This is a genomic window from Bradyrhizobium zhengyangense (assembly GCF_022012555.1).
Lineage (GTDB): Bacteria > Pseudomonadota > Alphaproteobacteria > Rhizobiales > Xanthobacteraceae > Bradyrhizobium > Bradyrhizobium zhengyangense.
In genome coordinates this window covers 763,425-784,004 of the sequence record NZ_JAKLTZ010000002.1, presented here as the reverse complement: position 1 = coordinate 784,004, position 20,580 = coordinate 763,425, and the positions used below count along the sequence as shown (strand labels likewise).

Annotated in this window: 20 protein-coding genes; 13 read left to right on the top strand and 7 right to left on the bottom strand. The window is 64.1% G+C overall.

Annotated elements, in window-relative coordinates; all coding sequences use genetic code 11:
- The first annotated feature begins 221 nt into the window (after positions 1 to 221).
- The 8 genes from dnaK to L6639_RS08865 all read left to right on the top strand — a co-directional run bounded on the left by dnaK (position 222) and on the right by L6639_RS08865 (position 7,542).
- Positions 222 to 2,123 (top strand): molecular chaperone DnaK, encoded by a 1,902-nt coding sequence (dnaK, locus tag L6639_RS08900; protein WP_237860853.1) that lies wholly within the window; start codon positions 222 to 224, stop codon positions 2,121 to 2,123.
- Positions 2,124 to 2,384: 261 nt separating this feature from the next.
- Positions 2,385 to 3,518 (top strand): molecular chaperone DnaJ, encoded by a 1,134-nt coding sequence (dnaJ, locus tag L6639_RS08895; RefSeq protein WP_237860851.1) that lies wholly within the window; start codon positions 2,385 to 2,387, stop codon positions 3,516 to 3,518.
- Positions 3,519 to 3,611: 93 nt separating this feature from the next.
- Positions 3,612 to 4,211 (top strand): class I SAM-dependent methyltransferase, encoded by a 600-nt coding sequence (locus L6639_RS08890; protein ID WP_237860849.1) that lies wholly within the window; start codon positions 3,612 to 3,614, stop codon positions 4,209 to 4,211.
- A gap of 57 nt (positions 4,212 to 4,268) precedes the next feature.
- Positions 4,269 to 4,847 (top strand): NADPH-dependent FMN reductase, encoded by a 579-nt coding sequence (locus tag L6639_RS08885; protein WP_237860847.1) that lies wholly within the window; start codon positions 4,269 to 4,271, stop codon positions 4,845 to 4,847.
- Between the two features lie 6 nt (positions 4,848 to 4,853).
- Entirely contained in the window at positions 4,854 to 5,564 is a 711-nt protein-coding gene (gene pyrF, locus L6639_RS08880; RefSeq protein WP_237860845.1) for an orotidine-5'-phosphate decarboxylase, read from the top strand.
- A gap of 28 nt (positions 5,565 to 5,592) precedes the next feature.
- Positions 5,593 to 5,904: a DUF1330 domain-containing protein gene (locus L6639_RS08875; protein WP_237860843.1), complete on the top strand. Its 312-nt coding sequence runs from the start codon at positions 5,593 to 5,595 to the stop codon at positions 5,902 to 5,904.
- A 175-nt stretch (positions 5,905 to 6,079) separates the two neighbouring features.
- Positions 6,080 to 6,895, top strand: coding sequence for a 4-hydroxy-tetrahydrodipicolinate reductase (gene dapB, locus L6639_RS08870; RefSeq protein WP_128948833.1), 816 nt, complete (start codon positions 6,080 to 6,082; stop codon positions 6,893 to 6,895).
- A 23-nt stretch (positions 6,896 to 6,918) separates the two neighbouring features.
- Positions 6,919 to 7,542, top strand: a complete 624-nt coding sequence (locus tag L6639_RS08865) for a 2,3-bisphosphoglycerate-dependent phosphoglycerate mutase (protein WP_237860841.1) — start codon at positions 6,919 to 6,921, stop codon at positions 7,540 to 7,542.
- Positions 7,543 to 7,661: 119 nt separating this feature from the next.
- Here the strand turns inward: L6639_RS08865 and L6639_RS08860 are convergent, their stop codons facing one another.
- Positions 7,662 to 8,558 carry a methylated-DNA--[protein]-cysteine S-methyltransferase gene (locus L6639_RS08860; protein WP_237860839.1) on the bottom strand — a complete coding sequence of 299 codons (897 nt, stop codon included), beginning with the start codon at positions 8,556 to 8,558 and terminating at the stop codon, positions 7,662 to 7,664.
- A 55-nt stretch (positions 8,559 to 8,613) separates the two neighbouring features.
- Positions 8,614 to 9,147, bottom strand: coding sequence for a DUF2244 domain-containing protein (locus tag L6639_RS08855; RefSeq protein WP_237860837.1), 534 nt, complete (start codon positions 9,145 to 9,147; stop codon positions 8,614 to 8,616).
- A 22-nt stretch (positions 9,148 to 9,169) separates the two neighbouring features.
- Between L6639_RS08855 and nth the strand changes: the two genes are divergently transcribed.
- The 3 genes from nth (at position 9,170) to L6639_RS08840 (ending at position 12,783) form a co-directional block, all read left to right on the top strand.
- On the top strand, positions 9,170 to 9,919 hold the full coding sequence (gene nth / locus L6639_RS08850) for an endonuclease III (RefSeq protein WP_237860835.1): 750 nt from the start codon (positions 9,170 to 9,172) through the stop codon (positions 9,917 to 9,919).
- A gap of 124 nt (positions 9,920 to 10,043) precedes the next feature.
- The gene (locus L6639_RS08845; protein ID WP_237860833.1) at positions 10,044 to 11,168 is read left to right on the top strand and encodes an HlyD family secretion protein; all 1,125 of its coding nucleotides are present in this window, start codon (positions 10,044 to 10,046) and stop codon (positions 11,166 to 11,168) included.
- On the top strand, positions 11,155 to 12,783 hold the full coding sequence (locus L6639_RS08840) for an MFS transporter (protein WP_237860831.1): 1,629 nt from the start codon (positions 11,155 to 11,157) through the stop codon (positions 12,781 to 12,783). The genes L6639_RS08845 and L6639_RS08840 overlap by 14 nt, the downstream gene beginning before the upstream one ends.
- A gap of 6 nt (positions 12,784 to 12,789) precedes the next feature.
- Here the strand turns inward: L6639_RS08840 and L6639_RS08835 are convergent, their stop codons facing one another.
- The 4 genes from L6639_RS08835 to L6639_RS08820 form a co-directional block, all read right to left on the bottom strand.
- Positions 12,790 to 13,530, bottom strand: coding sequence for a sulfate transporter family protein (locus L6639_RS08835; RefSeq protein ID WP_237860827.1), 741 nt, complete (start codon positions 13,528 to 13,530; stop codon positions 12,790 to 12,792).
- Between the two features lie 190 nt (positions 13,531 to 13,720).
- A complete protein-coding gene (locus L6639_RS08830) occupies positions 13,721 to 14,890 on the bottom strand; it encodes a phosphorylase family protein (RefSeq protein ID WP_237860825.1) in 1,170 nt (389 codons plus the stop codon).
- A gap of 279 nt (positions 14,891 to 15,169) precedes the next feature.
- Complete coding sequence (locus L6639_RS08825) at positions 15,170 to 16,585, bottom strand: MFS transporter (protein WP_237860823.1); 1,416 nt, start codon at positions 16,583 to 16,585, stop codon at positions 15,170 to 15,172.
- Between the two features lie 182 nt (positions 16,586 to 16,767).
- Positions 16,768 to 17,700 carry a LysR family transcriptional regulator gene (locus L6639_RS08820; RefSeq protein ID WP_237860821.1) on the bottom strand — a complete coding sequence of 311 codons (933 nt, stop codon included), beginning with the start codon at positions 17,698 to 17,700 and terminating at the stop codon, positions 16,768 to 16,770.
- A gap of 104 nt (positions 17,701 to 17,804) precedes the next feature.
- Between L6639_RS08820 and L6639_RS08815 the strand changes: the two genes are divergently transcribed.
- A complete protein-coding gene (locus tag L6639_RS08815; protein ID WP_237860819.1) occupies positions 17,805 to 18,980 on the top strand; it encodes a CoA transferase in 1,176 nt (391 codons plus the stop codon).
- A complete protein-coding gene (locus tag L6639_RS08810; RefSeq protein WP_237860816.1) occupies positions 18,977 to 19,924 on the top strand; it encodes a hydroxymethylglutaryl-CoA lyase in 948 nt (315 codons plus the stop codon). The genes L6639_RS08815 and L6639_RS08810 overlap by 4 nt, the downstream gene beginning before the upstream one ends.
- 40 nt (positions 19,925 to 19,964) lie before the next feature.
- Here L6639_RS08810 and nikR read toward each other — a convergent pair whose 3' ends face one another.
- Positions 19,965 to 20,408 carry a nickel-responsive transcriptional regulator NikR gene (nikR, locus tag L6639_RS08805; RefSeq protein WP_237860813.1) on the bottom strand — a complete coding sequence of 148 codons (444 nt, stop codon included), beginning with the start codon at positions 20,406 to 20,408 and terminating at the stop codon, positions 19,965 to 19,967.
- Between the last annotated feature and the right edge of the window lie 172 nt (positions 20,409 to 20,580).

Here is a 20,580-nt window from a genome sequence, read left to right as displayed (position 1 = left end):
TTAATATTTCCTCACCCGCAAGTGCGGTTGAGCCCGGATACGATCTTCCAAAACCCAATGTTTTCACGGCCCAAAGTTGCGTTCGGTCCTTGCGGGCCCCTCCCCCCCTCCTATATGAGCCTCAACCATCGCAATATCGCGAATGTTTGATCTTAGGGGGTTTCGGTTCGGGTGCCTTCTGGGCCCAGCCAACCTGCCGCAAAAAGAAGGATATCAGGACCATGGGAAAGGTCATTGGGATCGACCTCGGCACCACGAATTCGTGCGTCGCCGTAATGGATGGCAAGAACGCCAAAGTCATCGAGAATTCCGAAGGCATGCGCACGACGCCTTCGATCGTCGCCGTGACTGACGACGGTGAGCGCCTCGTCGGCCAGCCTGCCAAGCGTCAGGCCGTGACCAATCCAGAGCGTACGTTCTTCGCAGTGAAGCGCCTCATCGGCCGCCGCTACGACGACCCCATGGTGGAGAAGGACAAGAAGCTCGTTCCGTACAAGATCGTGAAGGCTTCCAACGGCGATGCCTGGGTCGAGGCCGACGGCCAGACCTACTCGCCCTCGCAGGTCTCGGCGTTCATCTTGCAGAAGATGAAGGAGACCGCGGAAGCCCATCTCGGCCAGAAGGTCGACCAGGCGGTCATCACCGTTCCCGCTTACTTCAACGACGCCCAGCGCCAGGCCACCAAGGACGCCGGCAAGATCGCGGGCCTTGAAGTGCTGCGCATCATCAATGAGCCGACCGCGGCCGCGCTCGCCTATGGCCTCGACAAGACCAAGGCCGGCACGATCGCCGTGTACGACCTCGGCGGCGGCACGTTCGATATTTCCATTCTCGAAATCGGCGACGGCGTGTTCGAGGTGAAGTCGACCAACGGCGACACCTTCCTCGGCGGCGAAGACTTCGACATGCGCCTCGTGGGCTACCTCGCGGACGAGTTCCAGAAGGAGCAGGGCATCAACCTGCGCAACGACAAGCTCGCGTTGCAGCGCCTGAAGGAAGCCGCTGAAAAGGCCAAGATCGAGCTGTCGTCGACGACGCAGACCGAGATCAACCTGCCCTTCATCACCGCGGACCAGACCGGCCCGAAGCATCTGACGATGAAGCTTACCCGCGCCAAGTTCGAAGCGCTGGTCGACGACCTCGTCCAGAAGACCGTCGAGCCGTGCCGCAAGGCGCTGAAGGACGCCGGCGTCACTGCCGGTGAGATCGGTGAAGTCGTTCTGGTCGGCGGCATGTCGCGCATGCCGAAGGTCCAGGAAGTCGTGAAGCAGCTGTTCGGCAAGGAGCCGCACAAGGGCGTCAACCCGGACGAAGTCGTGGCGATCGGTGCCGCGATCCAGGCCGGCGTGCTCCAGGGCGACGTCAAGGACGTGCTGCTGCTCGACGTGACCCCGCTGTCGCTGGGCATCGAGACGCTGGGCGGCGTGTTCACCCGCATCATCGACCGCAACACCACGATCCCGACCAAGAAGAGCCAGGTGTTCTCGACCGCCGAGGACAATCAGAACGCGGTCACCATCCGCGTCTTCCAGGGCGAGCGTGAAATGGCGGCCGACAACAAGATGCTCGGCCAGTTCGACCTGATGGGCATTCCGCCGGCTCCGCGCGGCATGCCGCAGATCGAGGTGACCTTCGACATCGACGCCAACGGCATCGTCAACGTCTCGGCCAAGGACAAGGCTACCGGCAAGGAGCAGCAGATCCGCATCCAGGCCTCAGGCGGTCTGTCGGAAGCCGACATCGACAAGATGGTCAAGGACGCCGAGGCCAATGCCGCGGCCGACAAGCAGCGCCGCGAGGCGGTCGATGCCAAGAACCATGCCGACGCGCTGGTGCACTCCACCGAGAAGGCGCTGGCCGAGCACGGTTCGAAGGTCTCCGAGACCGAGCGCCGCGCCATCGAGGACGCCGTCAGCGACCTCAAGGAAGCGCTGAAGGGCAGCGATGCCGAGGCGATCAAGGCCAAGACCAACACGCTGGCTCAGGCGTCGATGAAGCTCGGCGAGGCCATGTACAAGCAGCAGGCCGAGGCCGATGCGGCCAAGGACGCTGCGAAGGACGACGTCGTCGACGCGGAATTCACCGAGGTCGACGACGATAAGAACAACAAGAAGTCCGCATAAGCCCCAAGAGGGTCATGATGCGGACGGCTTGGACCCCACACGCTCTCAAGGCCTCCCCCTTCATGGGGGAGGCTTTCGTGTCGGGCTCGACGGGCGGCAACTCTTTTGGAGTCAGTCCCGTTACGATCAATCAATTCCCAGCCGTTATGCTCAACGCTGCCATGCAGCCCGCTGCAGTGATGCGGAAGGCTGCCTATGTCGTCGTGTGGCGACGTTGTTTCGCTCCGACTTGAATCGCGATCGGATAGACCTGAGTCAGACATGTCCACGTCCACCAAGCGCTGCTACTACGAAACCCTCGAAGTCGAACGCACGGCCGACGAGGGCAAGCTGAAATCGTCGTTTCGCAAGCTGGCGATGAAATTCCATCCCGACCGCAATCCCGGGGATGAGACCAGCGAGGTCAAGTTCAAGGAAATCAACGAGGCCTACGAAGTCCTGAAGGACAAGGATAAGCGCGCGGCCTATGACCGTTTCGGCCATGCTGCGTTCGAGCAGGGCGGTCCCGGCGGCGGCGCCGGTTTCGGCGCGGGCTTCGCATCCTCCTTCTCCGACATTTTCGAAGATCTGTTCGGCATGGCCGGGCAGCGCGGCCGCGGCGGCCGCGAGCGCGGTGCCGATCTGCGCTACAACATGGAAATCACCCTCGAGGAGGCCTTTGGCGGCAAGACCGCGCAGATCGAGATTCCGGTCTCGGTCACCTGCGAGGCCTGCTCGGGTATCGGCGCCAAGGCCGGCACCAAGCCGAAGACCTGCTCGACCTGCGGCGGCGCCGGCCGCGTGCGGCAGTCGCAGGGCTTCTTCACCCTCGAGCGCACCTGCCCCGGCTGTCAGGGCCGCGGCCAGATGATCGAGGATGCCTGCCCGTCCTGCTCGGGCCAGGGCCGCGTCACGCGCGAGCGAACGCTGTCAGTCAACATTCCACAGGGCGTCGAGGACGGCACCCGGATCCGGCTCGCCGGCGAGGGCGAGGCCGGCGTCCGCGGCGGTCCGCCCGGCGACCTCTACATCTTCCTGTCGCTGGCCCAGCACCAGTTCTTCCAGCGCGACGGCGCCGATCTGCATTGCCGCGTGCCGATCTCGATGGTCACGGCCGCGCTCGGCGGCGAATTCGAGGTGCCCACCATCGACAAGGGCAAGGCCAAGGTGAAGGTGCCCGCCGGAACCCAGTCCGCCCGCCGATTCCGCATCGCATCAAAGGGTATGCCGGTGCTGCGCTCGCGCCAGATGGGTGACATGTATGTCCAGGTCGTGGTCGAGACCCCGCAGAATCTCACCAAGAAGCAGCAGGAATTGCTGGCCGAGTTCGAAAAACTCTCCTCCGGCAACACCCAGCCGGAATCCGAGGGCTTCTTCGCCAAGGTCAAGGATTTCTTCGGTAATCGGGCGAACTGACGCGGCTTGACCGTATCGACTTCGGCCTATACGTCTTTATGACCATTTTCTGACACGCCGCGCTCACGCGGTCTCGTCCCGTCCGGTCCAGACATGCCATTGCCGTCGTCCGCGCGTGCGTTGAAGAAGCCCCGTCTCGATGACGAGGTGCGCTTCCTCAGATCGTGGATCGAAAAGCCCCTCCACATGGGCGCGGTGATGCCGTCGGGCAAGCTGCTCGCGCGGACCATGGCGCATTACGTCGACGTCAATTCGGATGCCCCGGTGGTCGAGCTCGGACCCGGCACGGGCGCCATCACCTCGGCGCTGGTCGAGCGCGGCGTCGATCAAAAGCGCCTCGTCCTCGTCGAATACAATCCCGGCTTCTGCGCGCTTTTGCGCGACCGCTATCCGCAGGCCAAGGTGGTGCAGGGCGATGCCTATCGCCTGCGCGACACGCTCTGGAATGTGCTGAGCGCGCCGGCCAGCGCGGTGGTCTCCGGCCTGCCGCTGGTCACAAAACCGATGCTGACGCGCCTGCGGCTGATTCGCGATGCCTTCACGGCGCTCGCGCCCGGCGCCCCCTTCGTTCAGTTCACCTATGCGGTGGTGCCGCCGATCCCGAAATCGCTGCCCGGCGTGTCCACAGAGGCTTCGGAACGGATCTGGATGAACCTTCCGCCGGCCCGCGTCTGGGTGTATCGCAAGTACTAATTCCGCTGGCGTCTTCCTTTACGCGGCGGGCTCGTTTCGCCGAACGTATGGAAGAGGATGTCAGCCCCGAAGATCCTGGTCATTCCCGGCTCGCTGCGCACCGGCTCGCACAATGTGAAGCTGGCGGCGGTCGCCGCTTATGAATTCGCGCAGGCCGGCGTCGAAATCACCCGCATCTCGCTCGCCGATTTTCCGCTGCCGATCTACGACGGCGATCTCCAGGCCAAGTCAGGCGTGCCCAAGCACGCCATCAACCTCAAGCGCATGATCGGCGCGCATCACGGCGTGCTGTTCGTCTCGCCCGAATACAACGCCTCCGTGCCGCCGCTGCTGAAAAACGCGATCGACTGGGTCAGCCGCGTGCAGGATCCGCACGAGGCACGCGGAGACGTCTTCCGCAACCGCGCCTTCGCGCTCGCCGGTGCTTCGCAGAGCCGCCTTGGCGCCGCCCGCGCGCTGCAGGCATTGCGGCTGATTTTGACGTCGTGCCACGCCAATGTGATCGCCAGCCAGTTCACGCTCGCCTTTGCCGACCAGGCCTATGACGATATGGACAGGCTCAAGAGCCAGGCCGATAGCGACGGGCTGAAGCAGATGGTGCGGCAGTTGATCGACATTTCCCAACGCATGATGTGAGGTGACATGACGCCAGCCGAAATTGCCCCGAAAGACCGCCTGATCGTTGCGCTCGATTTGCCCAGCGTCGATGCCGCGGAGGCGATGGTCACCAGGCTCGGCAACAGCGTCACATTCTACAAGATCGGCTATCGCCTTGCTTATGCCGGCGGCCTGCCGCTGGTTACCAAGCTTGCTGACAGCGGCAAGAAGGTCTTTCTCGATCTCAAGCTGCACGACATCGGCAACACGGTCTCACAAGGCGTCGAGAGCATCACCAGGCTGGGCGCGACCTTCCTCACCGTACATGCCTATCCGCAGACGATGAAGGGCGCCGTCGAGGGTCGCGGCTCTTCGAAGCTGAAGCTTCTCGCGGTGACGGTACTGACCTCCTACAATGACGACGATCTGCATGCGGCAGGCTTCCGGCTCGGTGTCTCCGAGCTGGTCGAGGCGCGCGCACGGCAGGCGCAGGCGCTCGGCATCGACGGTCTCGTGTCCTCGCCCGAGGAGGCCGGCGCCTTGCGCAAGATCGTCGGCCAGCAGATGAACCTCGTCACACCAGGCATCCGTCCGGCGGGAGCGGCGTCAGGCGATCAGAAGCGCATCATGACGCCCGGCCGCGCAATTGCCGCGGGGGCCGATTATCTCGTCGTCGGGCGGCCGGTGGTGGAAGCCTCCGATCCCAAGGCGATCGCTGAAGCGATCCAGGCCGAGATCGCGCAGGCACTCGGCTGATCAAACAAATCAAAAAAGGAGAAGAACAATGGCAAAAGGCTACTGGATCGGACGCGTCGACGTGAACAATGACGAGGGCTACAAGCCCTATGCCGTCGCCAACGGTCCGATCTTCAAGAAGTGGGGTGGCCGTTTCGTCATCCGCGGCGGCAAGTTCACAACAGTCGAAGGCGCCAGCCGTACCCGCAACGTCGTGATCGAATTCCCTGATTATCAAACCGCGATCGCCTGTTACAATTCGCCGGAATACCAGGCCAACATCAAGGTGCGCCAGCCGCACTCGATTGCCGACCTCATCATCATCGAGGGCTATGACGGTCCGCAGCCGGCGGACGGTTGAGACGCTCTGTCATTCAGGGGCGATGCGCAGCATCGAGCCCGGAATCTCGAGATTCTCAGGTGCGCAATTGCGCACCAGAGTTCGCCTTCGGGCGCCCCGGAATGACGGCCTTTGATCCCCCTCGGTTGCCGGAACTGCATCCCGCCGCTACAACGGCGCCTGAGAGGATCACACCATGTCAGACATGCGCTTGATTGTTGCGGGAGCCGGCGGCCGGATGGGCCGCGCCCTGACGCGGGCGATTGCCGACAGCAAAGGCGCGGTATTGGCTGGCGCGCTGGAGGCGCCGGGCTCGGAGCTCTTAGGCAAGGATGCCGGCGTGCTCGCAGGGCTCCCGGCCAACGGTATCAAGTTGTCCGCCGACCTCTGGGCGATGTCGAAAGATGCCGATGGCATTCTGGATTTCACCGTGCCGGCCGCGACCATCGCCAATGTCGCGATCGCGGCTGAGCGTGGGCTGGTCCATGTCATCGGCACCACCGGGCTGTCGGCGTCCGACAACGCCGTGATCAAGAGCGTCACCAATCGCGCGGTCGTGGTGCAGTCGGGCAATATGAGCCTGGGCGTCAATTTGCTCGCCGCCGTGGTCAAGCGCGTCGCCAAGGCGCTCGACGAAAGTTTTGACATCGAGATCGTCGAGACCCATCACCGCATGAAGGTCGATGCGCCCTCCGGCACCGCGCTGATGCTGGGCCAGGCCGCAGCCGCCGGTCGCGGCATTTCGCTCGAGGAGAACGCGGAACGTGGCCGCGACGGCATCACCGGCGCGCGCAAGCCGGGCGCGATCGGCTTTGCGTCCTTGCGCGGCGGCACCGTCGCCGGCGAGCACAGCGTCACCTTTCTCGGCCCGTTCGAGCGTCTGACATTGTCGCATCTCGCCGAAGACCGCATGCTGTTCGCGCACGGCGCGCTGAAGGCGGCGCTCTGGGCGCATGGCAAGAAGCCGGGGCATTACTCCATGGCCGACGTGCTCGGCCTCGCAGACATCTAGAAGAACCAAACGGAAAGCACTCAATGAGCGAACGTCTTCTCGTGCTCGTGCGCCACGGCCAGAGCGAATGGAATCTGAAGAACCTGTTCACGGGCTGGAAGGATCCCGATCTCACCGAGCAGGGTGTCGCGGAAGCCAAGGAGGCCGGCCGCAAGTTGAAGGCCCAGGGCCTGGTGTTCGACGTCGCCTTCACCTCAGTGCTGACGCGCGCACAGCACACGCTCGATCTCATTCTCACCGAGCTCGGCCAGACCGGTTTGCCCACGTCAAAGGATCTCGCGCTGAACGAGCGCGACTATGGCGACCTCTCCGGGCTCAACAAGGACGACGCCCGCAAGAAGTGGGGCGAGGAGCAGGTGCATGTCTGGCGCCGCTCCTACGACGTGCCGCCGCCCGGCGGCGAAAGCCTCAAGGACACGCTGGCGCGTGCACTGCCCTATTACGTGCAGGAAATCCTGCCCGGCGTGCTCAACGGCAAGCGCACGCTGGTTGCGGCCCATGGCAATTCGCTGCGTGCCTTGATCATGGTGCTGGAGAAGCTGTCGCCCGAAGGCATTTTGAAGCGCGAGCTCGCGACCGGCGTGCCGATCATCTACCGGCTCAACGCGGATTCGACTGTCGCGTCGAAGCTGGATCTGGCAGGTTGACGAAGGTCTCGTAGGGTGGGCAAAGCGAAGCGTGCCCACCACCTGTCGCCATTTCAGAGAGATCATGGGCACGGCGCGTTGCGCCTTTGCCCACCCTACGATAGTGGCGTTCGTAGCTCCTATTGCATCCCCAGCTGCCCGGCTTCCCAGCCCAGCATCGCCTGCTTGCGGGTGATACCCCAATGATAGCCCGTCAGCGTGCCGCTCTTGCCGAGCGCGCGGTGGCAGGGCACGACAAAGGACACCGGGTTCTTGCCGACGGCAGCGCCGACGGCGCGCGAGGCCTTCGGGCTGTTGATGTTGCAGGCGATGTCCGAATAGGACACCGCGCGGCCCATCGGGATCTTCAGCAGCGTCTCCCAGACCCGCACCTCGAAATCGGTGCCGATCATCACCACGCGCAGCGGCTGATCCGGCCGCCACAGTTTCGTGTCGAAGATGCGTGCTGCGAGCGGCGCAGTGCCTTCGTGATCCTCCACATAGGTCGCGTTGGCCCAGCGCCGCGTCATGTCGGCGAGCGCGGCCTTCTCCTCGCCGTGATCGGCGAAGGCGAGACCCGACAGGCCACGATCGGTCGCGATCACGATGGCCGTCCCGAAGGGAGACGGATGGAAGCCATAGCGCAAGGTCAGCCCCGCGCCGCCGTTCTTCCATTCGCCCGGCGACATCGCTTCGTGGGTGACGAAGAGATCGTGCAGACGGCCCGGCCCTGAAAGTCCTGAGTCGAGCGCCGCATCGAGGATGCTTGCGGAGTCCCGCAAGAGTCCCTTGGCGTGGTCGAGGGTCAGCGCCTGCATGAAGGCCTTCGGCGTGATCGAGGCCCAGCGGCGGAACAGATGGTGCAGCTCATCCGGTGTGACGCCGGCCGCATCGGCCATCGCCTCGATGGTCGGCTGCGCGCGCCAGTTCTCCGAGATGAACGCGATGGCCCGGCGCACGGAATCGTAGTCGCGCAGCGCGGCGTTCTGGGGGCCCGGCTTGGCCAGGCGCTGGTCATGTATGGCGAGTGTCATCATGACCGGAAATGTAGGCGCGGGGAGGCGTCGAAACCACCCGATTTCCGACCGCGCGTCAGGTCACCGGATTGTAGGTCGGGCCGCGTTTGGCGGCGTTTAAGGCTTCAATCAACCCTTTGTAAAAACTTGCCTTTTCATCCGGTCCCAAAAAACGCGCGATCCGGATCTGGTGGCCGCGCGAGATCAGGTAGAGATGCTCGATGCCAAAATCCTCGTCGACCTCCATGTCGAGGCGGACCCAGAGCGGATTGAAGGTCCATTCGGCGACCTGCCCGTGATGGCTGACGCGCCGCACGCGCAGTTCAGATGTCGTGACCGTGATTTCCTCGCGGGCCCGCCCCGTGCGGAAATTGACCTTGAACGCCCACCACACCACGAGCACGTCGAGGCCGAAAAAGCCGAGCACCGGCCAGGCGCCCTTCATCAGGAAGACAATTCCGGTGACGAAGCTGACGACGCTCAGGAACAGCATCACGGCGAGGAAGCCGGTGCGGTTCAGCGAGCGGTGCGGCGTCAGCAGCGCCGAGAAGATCTGCTGCTCGGCATGACCTTCAGATTCTGCCCGCTCAATTTCGTTGCCTGTGCTCATCGTCCCTCAGTATATCCCGATCATGGCGAAAATCACCCGCAAGCCGGCCCTGCGCGAAGCGGCGGTGCCGAAGAAAAAGGCAAAGGCAGCCGGCGCGAGGCCCAAGCCCGCGAAGAGGTCGCTCAAGGCTACAAAACCCTGGACGCCGGCAGAGGTTCGCGAGGTCTTCAGCCGATTCCGCGCGGCCAATCCCGAGCCGAAAGGCGAGCTCGAGCACGTCAACCCGTTCACGCTGCTGGTGGCCGTGGTGCTGTCGGCACAGGCGACGGACGCCGGCGTCAACAAGGCGACGCGCGCCTTGTTCGAGGTCGCCGATACGCCGCAAAAAATGCTCGACCTCGGCGAAGAGCGTCTGCGTGACTACATCAAGACCATCGGCCTCTACCGCACCAAGGCCAAGAACGTGATCGCGCTGTCGGCCAAAGTGCTCAGCGATTTCGGCGGCGAGGTGCCGCGCACGCGTGCCGAGATCGAGTCGCTGCCGGGCGCGGGACGCAAGACCGCCAATGTCGTGCTCAACATGGCCTTCGGCGAGCACACCATGGCGGTCGACACGCATGTCTTCCGCGTCGGCAACCGCACCGCCCTCGCGCCGGGCAAGACGCCGCTCGAGGTCGAGCTCGGGCTCGAAAAGGTGATCCCGGCCGAGTTCATGCTACATGCCCATCATTGGCTGATCCTGCACGGCCGCTATACCTGCCTCGCGCGGAAGCCGCGCTGCGAGGTATGCCTGATCAACGATCTCTGCCGGTGGCCGGAGAAGACGGTGTGAGCGACAGCCAAGTCATCCCGGGGCGCCTCGAAGAGGCGAACCCGGGATCTCGAGATTCCGGGTTCGATGCTGCGCATCGCCCCGAAATGACGATCGTAAGAGCGAAGCCGGCTTTGAGGTTATCGTGAGTCAACAGGAACAAGTTTCGTCGCCGACACCGCCTGTCGCATCCAAGCCAACGCAGCGGCCTGCAACTTCGCTCTGGAGCCGGCTCGCAATCCCGCTGTTTGCCGTGATCGTCGCTCTCGCCTTTGTCGCGCTGGCGACGCTGCGCTTCGACGAATGGGTTGGCAATGAAGTGATCCAGACCACCAATGACGCCTATGTCCGCGCCGACCTGACCCGTCTCTCCAGCCGCGTCTCCGGCGAGGTACTGACCGTCGCGGTCGACGATTTCCAGCGCGTCAAATCAGGCGATCTGCTGATCCAGATCGATCCCGCCGATTATGAGGCCCAGGTCGCGCAATCCGAGGCCGCGGTGGCCGCCGCGCAGGCTGTGCTCGACAATCTCGCCAACCAGATCGAGTTGCAATATGCGACCATCGCGCAGGCCGAGGCCGCGCGCCTGTCGGCGGAAGCCCTGGAGGTCGAGGCCAAGCAGGAACAGGAGCGCCAGCAATCGCTGTCGCAGACCGAAGCCGGCACCCGGCAGCGGCTCGAGCAGGCGGTTGCGGGCCTTGCCAAGGCGCAGGCCGACGTGCGCGCCAGCCGCGCCGTGATCGCCGCCCAGCAGCACCAGCTCGAGGTTCTGCAAGGCACCAAGAAGCAGCGTGCGGCCGATCTCGATGCCACCAAGGCAACGCTGGCAAGCGCCAGGCTCAAGCTCGGCTATACCAGGATCACGGCGCCGTTCGACGGCGTCGTCGGCGAGCGCCAGGTGCAGCCGGGCGATTACGTCAATATCGGCACCAACCTCATCAACGTCGTACCGCTGCCGAAGGTCTATGTGATCGCAAATTACAAGGAGACCCAGCTGACGCATGTCCAGCCCGGGCAGCCGGTCGAGATCACCGTCGACAGTTTTCCGCGCGAGAAGCTGCGCGGCAAGGTCGAGCGCATCGCGCCCGCGACGGGCGCGCAGGTCGCGCTGCTGCCGCCTGACAATGCCACCGGCAATTTCACCAAGGTGGTGCAGCGCATTCCCGTCCGCATCCAGTTCGACGACAATCAGCCGCTGCTGACGCGCCTTGTGCCGGGGATGTCGGTCGTCACCAGAATCGACACGAAGGGCGCGAATGGCGGCAAATGACGATGCCGGCCACGGACCGATCTCGCGCGGCGGGGTCGCGCGACAGCCTTTGTTTGCCGTCGCTTCCGTGCTGCTCGGCTCGTTCCTCGCCAATTTCGACAGCCGGCTGACCACCGTCGGCCTGCCAGACCTGCGCGGCGCGTTCGGGCTCTCGTTCGACGAAGGTGCGTGGCTCTCCACCGCCGGCATCGGCTCGCAGATCTTCATCGCCCCGGCGGTGGCGTGGCTTGCCACCGTGTTCGGCTTGCGCCGCGTGCTCGGCATTCCCAGTCTCGTCTACGCGCTCGTCTCGCTGACCATTCCTTTCGTGCGCGATTATCCGACGCTGATCGCGCTCAGCGTCGTGCATGGCCTCTTGCTCGGCACCTTCGTGCCGGCGACGCTGATGATCGTGTTCCGCAATCTGCCGATCCGCTGGTGGCTGCCGGCGATTGCGCTCTATTCGATCCGCGTCGGATTTGCATTGGACTCATCGTCCTCATTGGTCGGCTTCTATGTCGAGCATCTCGGCTGGCAATGGCTGTATTGGCAGGGCGTCGTGATCGCGCCGCTGATGGGCCTGATGGTCTATCTGGGAACACCGAGCGAGCCGGTCAATCGCGCGCTGCTGCGGGCGGCCGATTGGGGTGGCATGTTGCTGCTAGGAGCCTCCGTCGGAATGATCTATGCCGGGCTCGATCAGGGCAATCGCCTGGATTGGCTCGGCTCCGGCACGGTGATGGCGCTGCTGGTCGGAGGCGGCGTGCTGTTCGTGGCCTTCCTTGTCAACGAGTCGTGGGTCGCGCAGCCCTGGGCGCATGTGAACGTGCTGTTCTCGCGCAATGTAGGCTTGGCGTTGATCCTGATCCTGCTCTACACGCTGACCAGCCTATCCAACGCGTCGCTGGTACCGAATTTCCTCGGCGCCGTCGGTCAGCTCAGGCCGGAGCAGAGCGGCTGGCTGCTGCTCACCTTTGGCGCGTTGCCGATGTCCGTACTGGTGCCGATCTCGATCTGGCTGCTCCGGCATTTCGACACGCGGACGGTGGTGGTCGTTGGATTTACCTGCTTTGCTGCGGCCAATCTCTGGGGGACTCAGCTCACCCACGATTGGGCGCGCGAGGATTTCATCGGCATCGTTCTGCTTCAAGCGGTCGCGCAGTCGCTGACGCTGCTGCCGCTCATCATCACGTTGTTGTCGAATTCCGACCCCAGCCGTGCCACGGCCTTTGCAGCCTATATCCAGATCATGCGGCTCGGCGGCGCCGAGATCGGCGTGGCGCTGATGGGAACCTGGCTGCGCGTCCGCGAGCAGGTGCATTCCTTCTATATCGGCCAGAACCTGGAAGTCGGCGACGTCAATGTGGTGCGCGCGCTGAAGCAGCTCGCCGATCACTTTGCCGCCCACGGCGCCGGCTCAGCGCAGGCGCGCGCGGTCGGTACGCTAGCAAGCTTCGTCGCGCGCGAAGCCAATGTGCTCGCCTATATCGATGGTTTCTGGCTGTGCTTCTGGCTGGCAGTGGCCGGGCTCGGCTTCATCGCATTGATCACCCGAGCCCCGCCGGGTCCGTTTACGCCGGCGCCGTTCGGTTTCGCCAAGAGGGTGCTGCGCAAATGCGGCGTGCAGGTGAGCTGATCGGGCTCACCGCATCTGCCGCGCCGGCTCGATCAGCTCGGGCCGCGGGCCTGACAGGCGCTTGTGCATGTGCACCATGAAGGCCATGCCGAAAATAGGCGTCGCCAGGTTCACGACCGGAATCGAGACGAAGGCGGCGATGAAGAGGCCGGCGGTGAAGATCGTCGCGGCATTATCGCGCCGCATCGCTTTCGCATCCTCCGGCGAGCGGAAGCGCATCGCAGCGAGCTCGAAATATTCGCGGCCCAATAGCCAGGCGGCAGCGAGGAAGAAGACCAGGAAACCGGCGCCGGCCAGAAACACCAGCGGTAAAGCGGCGAGATAGACCAGGATGGTGAGCAGCGCGGTCTTGATGCCTTCGAGGATCGCCTGCTTGAACGGCAATGCCGTGCCCGGCCGCTCGGCCGGATAATATTCACGCTCGACGATGTCGGCGACGTCATCGACGAAGAAGCTTGCCACCAGCGAGGTGATCGCGGGCATCAGGAACACGCTGCCGAACACGACGCCGAAACCGGCCGCAATCGAGATGATCCAAGCCAGCACCTCCAGTGACGAGTGCCAGCTCGGCCCAAGCAGCCCCTCGAGCCAGACCTCGCCATAGGTCGCAAACCAGGTCAGCAGCCGCTGCAACCCGATCGCAAGCACCACGATCAGCACCAGCGCGAGCCCGATCGACCGCCACAGGATCGAACGCATCGGCGGCGACATCATTTGCGACAGCGCCTTGACGGCGGCATCCAGCATGGGAACCTCTCACGAAACACTCAGCGAGAGGTAGACACCCCCGGCCACTTCGGCAAGGGAGGCTGACCTGCCAGCTTCCGCGGCTTTATATTTTGGGCATGATCTCCGCGCAGACGCGTTCCGCGTCTGTCGCGAGGGAAAACCGCGTCACACTTTGCGCTAACGCGGCCCTGCGGGTCCGGATCATACCCTATGGCTCCGCCACGATACTCGCCCAGCAGGCGATGGCGCTACAGACCGTGCTCCAGCGGCCGAACCCTTTGTAGATCTGGGCGGCGACCTGCTCCTGCTGCTTCAGCGTGCCCTCGGCCTTGATCTGCGGGTCGGAGACGTTGCGGATCGCGAGCCAGCGCGGCGCCTTGTCGCCCATCTCCTGCGCGACGAGGCCGAGGACGGCATCGCCCATCTCGGAGACGTCGCCGAGGCCCTGGAGCTTGAAGTGATTGTCCGAGGTGTCGAAGCCGAAGAAATCGGTGGTCACCACGGACGATGACAGCTCGCTCGGCTTGACCACGAAGATCTTCGGCGGCCGCGCATTGTCCTTCGGCAATTGCCCTGCATTGGCCTTGAACAGCGTCTTGGCGCTCGCAAATTTCGACGTCTTGGCCGGCTTGCTGGAGTAGTGCGCCTGCGCAAACGGCTGCTTCTTGAACTTCGAGAGGCAGTCGAAACGCACGATTGGGCTGACGATGACGTCGCCGACCTCGACCTGTTTGCCGATGCCGCCGGCCGTGCCCGTGGTGATCACGAGCGTCGGCTGCACCTCGGTGATGATCTGGCGCCAGACGTCGATGTTCGGCAGCTGCGGGCCGTCCTGCGACATGTGCGAGTCGGATTTGAACACCACGACCTTCTTCTTGCCGATCGTCGTGGTCCAGAAGGCGCCCAGCCGCTTCAGCTCCTTGGCAGGGCAGCCGTTGCGCATCTTCTTCGAGATAGCCGCGTAATTGTGCGTGTAGGGCACGTAGTCGTTGTGCGAATCCTTGCCCGGCGTCAGCACGCGGCTGGTTGCGTGACCTTCGTCGACGGTCCAGGTCACGACCAGCACGTCGGCGCGCGGCAGCGGCCCCTTGCCATTGCCCGGCTTCGGCCCCGTCTGCGGCGCAAGCCCCCTGGGCCAGGGAATGTCGGTGAAGCGCGACAGCCCCGTCGAAGTCGAAAAGGCCATGAACTCGCGGCCTTCGGGGCCTTCGGAGTCGAAATCGATGATCTCGCGCTGGAAGTCTTCGGGGGCGACCTTCGCGGTCTTCTTCACGGCGGCATCCGCGATGCGCTTGACTGTGAAGGTCTCGCGCGGCGGCGGTGTGGTGATCGGATCGAACCCGAGATTTCTCTCAACCCATTTGCGGTCAGCCGGCATGTGTTCGTCTCCGCCAATTGATTTTGACAAACGTCTTTCATTGGTCGGCCAAACAGGCCGACGGTTGCAATCTTAGATCGAAAACTTGATCACAGAATGGTCTGGGCTATTGACCGATTCGGGGCCGATGTGAGACGCGCAGAGCAATCACCTGCCAAAACAGAGTCGTTCTAAAATAATAGTTCAGTATCCGAAGTAATTCTCAGGTGAGATTACACCTATAGTTGAATGACGACAATCTCTCTTTCGGTCACAAACCGGCTATCGGCGCAGCCGGGCCTACACCGTGTCCAGCGCCTTGCCGCGGACATCAGGGCCGAACAGCGCCATCGCGATCACCACGATCAGCATCGCCACAGTGATCAGGCCGAACACGCCGATGACGCCGGCCTCCTTCAGCATGTAGGCGACGATGAAGCCCGAGAAGGTCGCGGAGAGGCGGCTCATGGAATAGACGAGGCCGGACGCCCGCGCCCGGATCTGGGTCGGGAACACCTCGGTCTGGTAGGCGTGATAGGCGTAGGACATCGTTGTGTTGCAGGCCGTCAGCAGCACGCCGCAGACGATCAGCAGTGCCGGCAGGGTCAGTTGCGCGAACGCCATGCCGAACACGATAATGGCGACGCAGGCGCCGGCGATGATCCAGCGGCGTTCGAATTTGTCGGCGAAGCTTGCGGCGAGCAGCGGCGCGATCGGATAGGCGAAGGCGACGATGAAGGAATATTGCAGGCTCTTGGTGACGGTGATGCCCTTCTCCACCAGCAGTGTCGGCACCCAATTGGCAAAGCCGTAGAAGCCGAAGGCCTGGCAGAGGTTGAACACCATGAACAGGACCACGAGCGAGAGATAGGGCGGCCGGAACAAATCGGCGAAGGCGACGTGCACGGCCGTCTGCGAGGCCGGTCGGGCGAGCGAAGCTGAAGGGCCTGGCGCCGTGCCGCCGCCTCTGGCTTCGAGCGTTGCAAGAATCCGGAGCGCCTCTTCGGTGCGGCCGTGGCGCGCCAGCCAAAGCGGGCTCTCGGGCAGGAACAAGCGCAGCACCCAGACGATCATGCTGGCGGCAGCACCAATCAGCACCACCCAACGCCAGCCATCGACGCCATAGGGCGCGAGCGGCACCAGCCACCAGGCGAGGAAGGCGACAACGGGCACGGCGATGAACATGATCGCCTGGTTCACCGCGAAGGCGCGTCCGCGCATCCGGCTCGGCACCAATTCGGTGATATAGGCGTCGATGGTGATGACCTCGACGCCGATGCCGATGCCGGCAAGGAAGCGCCAGAGCAACAGGCCGCTCGAGGAGGTCTGGCAGGCCATGATCACCGACGCCGCGCTATAGCCAAGCAGCGCATAGGTGAAGATCGCGCGGCGGCCGAAACGGTCGGCGAGGAAACCGAGGAAGAAGGTGCCGACGAACAGGCCGGCAAAGGTTGCGGCGACGAAGGCGCCGATGCCGGAGAAGCCGAAGAAGGCTTGAGTCGTCGTGCTCAGCAATCCGCTGCGGGCCAGGCCCGGGGCGATGTAGCCGGTGAGGAACAGATCGTAGATTTCGAAACAGCCGCCGAGCGAGAGCAGGATGACGAGCTTCCAGACATGGCCCGTCGCCGGCATCGCCTCGAGCCGCCGCGAGATCTCGTCCGGTCCTGAAGATGCTGCGCCGAGCTCGAAGCCTGTGTCGATGCCGACAACGCTCATGACGTCCTCCCGTGGCGCGCGCGATGCGCGCGGTTCCCGGCGGCTCATCTCTGAGGTTTTTCGGTAAGCTCTGCCGGACCGCGCCATGTTGGCGGGTCAGGAGTGGAAATCCAGAAGAACATATCGATGGGAGCGTTCGAGATTTTCGAAGGCGAGGGAGCGCACTACCGTCGCGGAGGTAGCTACCCCACCAGCTCCGCCTGCCAGCCGCCGCTGCGCACCTGTTCCGCGATCAGCGCCAGCATCAGCCGCCGCATCTCCTCCATCGCGTAGGTCATCGGGCGGTTGCGCAGGCGGCAGAGATAGAGCGTGCGGGTCAGTTTCGGGTCGATCACCCGGCGCGCGACCAGGCGCCCTGCGGCGAGCTCCTCCCGCGCGAACAGCTTTGTCGCGATGGTGCAGCCGAGCCCCTCCACCAGCGCGCCGGTCATGCCGGTGATCGAGTTGGCGTGCAGGATGGCGCCGCCCTCCAACCGCTTGAGCAGAACGGGATCGTCAAGCAGCGCGCGCGAGGACAGGCCGAGGCCGTAGCGCAACAGGATCAGCGGCAGCCGGCTCAGCTCCTCGAAGCGGATCGGAGTTTTGGTCTTGCCGACCAGCTTGGGAATGCCGACCAGGAACATCTCCTCTTCCAGCACGGCCTCCGTGATCAACTCCTTCTCCGAGGGCGGATTGTAGACCAGCGCCAGATCGACGTTGGAGATCATCAGATGCATCAGCGTCGCGCCCGACAGGCTCTCGGTGAGCGATAGCTTCAGCTTGGGATATTTGGTCAGCACCGTGCGCATCAGCTCGACGCCGATCGCCTTGACGCCGGAATTGGCCATGCCGATGGAGATCTCGCCGGCGATGACGCGCGCGCCCTCGCGCACCTCGGTCTCGGCTTCCGCCATCGCGCGCAGGATGATGCGGGCATGCTCGTAGAGCCGCTCGCCGGCCGCGGTCGGGTCCATGCCGCGCGACTTGCGCTCGAACAAAGGCGTTGCGAACTCGGCCTCCAGATTCGAGATATGATGGCTGAGCGCGGATTGCGCGACATTCACCTGGTCCGCCGCGCGCGACAGGTTCCGCTGCTCGTAGACGGCGATGAAGTAGCGGAGCTGGCGCGAATCCATGGGGGTCCAGCGTTCTAGAACTGCGAAGGCATTCTTCGACAGATTATATTTTTAAGAAGGCTTGTGAAGACTTAGTCTCTTAGACCAACGAACAGGAGTGCCGCATGGCCGAAACCGGATTGCCGCTCGAAGGCGTGCGGGTTGTCGAGATGACCCACATGGTGATGGGCCCGACCTGCGGCATGATCCTCGCGCAGTTGGGGGCCGAGGTCATCAAGGTCGAGCCGCCGGCCGGTGACAAGACCCGCTCCCTCGGCGGGATGGGCACGGCGTTCTTCCCGCTGTTCAACCGCGGCAAACGCAGCGTCGTCCTCGACTTCGAGAAGGCTAAGGACCGCGACACCATGCACCGGCTGCTCGCGACGGCCGATGTGTTCCTGGAGAATTTTCGCGATGGCTTGCTCGAGAAGCAGGGGCTTGGCGCCGAAGAGTTGCGCCGCCGGCATCCGCATCTGATCGTCGCCGGTCACAAGGGCTTCCTGTCCGGCCCTTATGAGCATCGTCCCGCGCTCGACGAGGTCGTGCAGATGATGTCGGGCCTCGCCGCCATGACCGGCACGAAGGAGAAGCCGCAGCGCGTCGGCTCCTCCGCCAACGACATCATGGGCGGCATGTTCGGCGTGATCGCGATCCTGGCCGCGCTCTATCAGAAGCGCGGGGGAAAGCGCGATGGCGCAGACATCCGCATCGGCCTGTTCGAGAACTGCCTGTTCCTGGTCGCCCAACACATGGTCGAATACGAGATGACCGGCAACAAGCCGCGCTCGATGCCGGAGCGCGAGCATGCCTGGCCGATCTACGACATTTTCGATGCCGCCGGTGACGGCCGCATTTTCATCGGCGTCGTCACCGAGGGCCATTGGCAGGCGTTCTGCCGCGAGTTCGGCCTGAGCGAGTTTCTCGATGACCCGAGCTTGCGCACCACCACCGATCGCATCCTGGCGCGGCCACGGATCCTTCCGCGCGTGGCCGAGATCATCCGGCAACAGGACGTGGCGGAGCTGTCGCAAAAGCTCGACGCCCTCAACATCTGTTTCTCGCCGATCAACCGGCCCGAGGATCTGCTCACCGACCCGCACGTGCTGCGGCCCGGCGGGCTCGTCACCAACATCACCGCCGACGGCAAGCCGTTCCATGTGCCGACACTGCCCCTTGAATGGAACGGCAGTTATTTTGGCGAGGGCCTGAAGGTCGCGCCGCTCGGCGCCGACACCTCCGCCGTGCGTGCCGAGATCGACGACAACGACGTCACGTCAAAAGCCGCTGGGAGGCGCGCATGAGCCGGATTGAGACGATTTATCCCGCGGATCGTGTGAGCTTGCGCGAGGTCGGTCTGCGCGACGGGCTCCAGCTCGTGAAAAAGTTTCCGTCGACCGACGCCAAGCAGCGCTGGGTGCGCGAGGAATATGCCGCCGGCGTCAGGCATTTCGAGGTCGGCTCGTTCCTGCCGGCAAAGACCTTTCCGCAATTCGTCGATGTCCGCGATGTGATCGGAACGGTGGCGAGCCTGCGCGGGGCCCACGGCATTGCGCTTGCGCTCAACGAGCGCGGGGTCAACGAGGCGCTGGCTTCAGGCGTTGGCGAGATCGCTTCGGTAGTGTCGGCGACCGAGGAGCACAGCCAGGCCAATGCGCATCGGTCGCGCGACTCCGCGATCGCCAACATCAAGCGGCTCTGCGAGTTGCGCGATGCCAGTGCCCACAAGCCGCTGGTGAACGCAGCGATCTCGATGGCGCTGGGCTGCTCGATCACCGGCGCGGTCGATCCGAAGGAGGTGCTGCGCCTGGTCGACAAATGCCTGGAGGCCGGCGTCGATTTCGTCGCGATCGCCGACACCGTCGGCTACGCCGGGCCGAAGCAGGTCGGTGAGCTGTCGCGCGCCGCTGTGAGGCTCGCAGGTTCAAAGCCGATCTGCATCCATCTCCACGACACCCGTGGCATGGGCATCGCCAACGCTGCCGCCGCGCTGGACGAAGGCGTCCGCATCCTCGACGGCTCGCTCGGTGGCCTCGGCGGCTGCCCCTTCGCGCCCGGCGCGACCGGGAACGTCGTGTTCGAGGACCTGGTGTTCCTGTGCGAGAGCAAGGGATTTGCGACCGGGATCGATCTCGACCGGCTGATCGCGGTTCGTAAGATCCTGCGCGAGGAAATGCCGGACGAAACGCTATATGGCGGCCTCGCGCGAGCCGGGTTGCCGGGTGGCAGCGCGGCGAAGGCGGCGTGAGATCCTTGGCCTCTCACCCAAGCGGGGAGACGGAGAAGCATCAGTCGTGCCGATGCCCGTGCTTCCGCACCTTCGGCTTCCCGTCCCCCGTCGGAATCATCACCACGCGGCCATAGCGTACGCCACGCTCTGCGATGATGTGATCGGCGAAATGCCTGACTTCTGTCGCATCGCCCCTCAGCGCCGTCATCTCCATGCAATTGGAGTCGTCGAGATGGACATGCAGGGTTGCGAGCGCGAGATCGTGATGGCCGTGGAATTCCTGCACCAGGCGCTTCGAGAGGTCGCGCGCGGCGTGATCGTAGACATAGACGAGGCCAGCGACGCAGGGGCCGCCCTGCGCGGTGTCCTCGCTTGATTGCTGAAGCCCGGCGCGAGCGAGGTCGCGGATGATCTCGCTGCGGTTCTGGTAGCCGCGCGCCTCGGCCGCGGCATCGATCTCCGCCAAAAGATCGTCCTCGATCGTGATCGTAATCCGCTGCATCAGATCCTCTCCGCGGGCTTCTTACCTCGCCCCGCTTGCGGGGAGAGGTCGGAATTCGAGCGTAGCTTGAATTCCGGGTGAGGGGGACTCTCCGCGAGTCTCACTCGCAGTGAAACCGTGGAGATAGCCCCTCACCCCGGCCCTCTCCCCGCAAGAACGGGAGAGGGAGAGC

Excerpts from the sequence above, each read along its gene's own strand:
- L6639_RS08830 (WP_237860825.1), bottom strand. The coding sequence starts at position 14,890 with ATGCCGGCTGACCGCAAATGGGTTGAGAGAAATCTCGGGTTCGATCCG.
- L6639_RS08860 (WP_237860839.1), bottom strand. The coding sequence starts at position 8,558 with ATGATGACACTCGCCATACATGACCAGCGCCTGGCCAAGCCGGGCCCC.
- L6639_RS08890 (WP_237860849.1), top strand. The coding sequence starts at position 3,612 with ATGCCATTGCCGTCGTCCGCGCGTGCGTTGAAGAAGCCCCGTCTCGAT.
- dnaJ (WP_237860851.1), top strand. The coding sequence starts at position 2,385 with ATGTCCACGTCCACCAAGCGCTGCTACTACGAAACCCTCGAAGTCGAA.
- L6639_RS08885 (WP_237860847.1), top strand. The coding sequence starts at position 4,269 with ATGTCAGCCCCGAAGATCCTGGTCATTCCCGGCTCGCTGCGCACCGGC.
- L6639_RS08875 (WP_237860843.1), top strand. The coding sequence starts at position 5,593 with ATGGCAAAAGGCTACTGGATCGGACGCGTCGACGTGAACAATGACGAG.
- L6639_RS08840 (WP_237860831.1), top strand. The coding sequence starts at position 11,155 with ATGGCGGCAAATGACGATGCCGGCCACGGACCGATCTCGCGCGGCGGG.
- L6639_RS08820 (WP_237860821.1), bottom strand. The coding sequence starts at position 17,700 with ATGGATTCGCGCCAGCTCCGCTACTTCATCGCCGTCTACGAGCAGCGG.
- dnaK (WP_237860853.1), top strand. The coding sequence starts at position 222 with ATGGGAAAGGTCATTGGGATCGACCTCGGCACCACGAATTCGTGCGTC.
- L6639_RS08865 (WP_237860841.1), top strand. The coding sequence starts at position 6,919 with ATGAGCGAACGTCTTCTCGTGCTCGTGCGCCACGGCCAGAGCGAATGG.
- L6639_RS08815 (WP_237860819.1), top strand. The coding sequence starts at position 17,805 with ATGGCCGAAACCGGATTGCCGCTCGAAGGCGTGCGGGTTGTCGAGATG.
- nikR (WP_237860813.1), bottom strand. The coding sequence starts at position 20,408 with ATGCAGCGGATTACGATCACGATCGAGGACGATCTTTTGGCGGAGATC.
- pyrF (WP_237860845.1), top strand. The coding sequence starts at position 4,854 with ATGACGCCAGCCGAAATTGCCCCGAAAGACCGCCTGATCGTTGCGCTC.
- L6639_RS08825 (WP_237860823.1), bottom strand. The coding sequence starts at position 16,585 with ATGAGCGTTGTCGGCATCGACACAGGCTTCGAGCTCGGCGCAGCATCT.
- nth (WP_237860835.1), top strand. The coding sequence starts at position 9,170 with ATGGCGAAAATCACCCGCAAGCCGGCCCTGCGCGAAGCGGCGGTGCCG.
- dapB (WP_128948833.1), top strand. The coding sequence starts at position 6,080 with ATGTCAGACATGCGCTTGATTGTTGCGGGAGCCGGCGGCCGGATGGGC.
- L6639_RS08810 (WP_237860816.1), top strand. The coding sequence starts at position 18,977 with ATGAGCCGGATTGAGACGATTTATCCCGCGGATCGTGTGAGCTTGCGC.
- L6639_RS08835 (WP_237860827.1), bottom strand. The coding sequence starts at position 13,530 with ATGCTGGATGCCGCCGTCAAGGCGCTGTCGCAAATGATGTCGCCGCCG.
- L6639_RS08855 (WP_237860837.1), bottom strand. The coding sequence starts at position 9,147 with ATGAGCACAGGCAACGAAATTGAGCGGGCAGAATCTGAAGGTCATGCC.